Origin of the sequence: Sinorhizobium sp. BJ1 (assembly GCF_002531555.1) — a bacterium.
Taxonomy (GTDB): domain Bacteria; phylum Pseudomonadota; class Alphaproteobacteria; order Rhizobiales; family Rhizobiaceae; genus Sinorhizobium; species Sinorhizobium fredii_B.
The window spans coordinates 1-826 of the sequence record NZ_NWTH01000117.1 but is presented as its reverse complement, the minus strand read 5'-3'; the positions used below and the strand labels follow the sequence as shown (position 1 = coordinate 826).

Below are 826 nucleotides of genomic sequence, written 5' to 3'. Positions count from 1 at the left end.
TAATGGGTCAAGGACGGCGGCTCGGTTATGAGCATTGTCGACGCTTTCGGGTGCCTGGGTTCTCTACGTGCTCGGATGGCACTTGATGGGGTAAGCTGGGTATGGAGCGGCTTGGTTGAAAGCGCAGTCGGCCGATCTGGTTGACCGCATGCTACACAATCGGCGCCGTCATCCATTCCCTCCCTGGGCGTCGCTCCGCTCGGGAGCTCGTTTCGGTCTCCTGTCTGGGCGATCGGCGGCTACGCGGCCTTGAACTCGGTGCCGTGCCGCAGCATCGCATGCATGATGATGGCCAGCCGCCGGGCGAGCGCAATCCGTGCCTTTCGCATCGTCGACCGCCTGGCGAGCGCCAGCGCCCAATCCTTCAGTTTCAGCGGGCCCTTGTAGCGCGTCAGCATGACGTTTGCCGCCTCGTAAAGCAGGGTTCGCATCCGCCGGTCGCCGCATTTGGAGATGCTACCAATATAATCGACCTCGCCCGATTGATAACGACGCGGCACCAGGCCGAGATAGGCGCCAATGTCGCGAGACCGGCGGAAGCGCTCAGGATCATCGACGGCGGCCGTGAAGGCGAGCGCAGTGAGCTGGCCAACGCCGGGAATAGTCATCAGCCGGCGGCATGCGCCTGAGACCCTGGCCATCTTCTTGATGTCTGCGTCGATCGCCGCGACGGCCGACAGCACGGCGGTTCGGGCTGCGATGAGCCCCTCCATCGCTGCGGACAGGCCATTGATCCCCTTGCTGGCCCGCAGCGCCTGAGCGATGAAGGCCGGGCTAAGCGCCCGCGGCAGGCGGACACCGAACACCACGGCGAGACCACGGATCT

Annotated in this window: 1 protein-coding gene; it reads right to left on the bottom strand. The window is 64.5% G+C overall.

The annotated features are described in order from the left end of the window. Window positions 1-239: 239 nt before the first annotated feature. A partial coding sequence (locus CO676_RS34325) for an IS110 family transposase (RefSeq protein WP_144340267.1) occupies window positions 240-826 on the bottom strand: 587 nt, incomplete at its 5' end.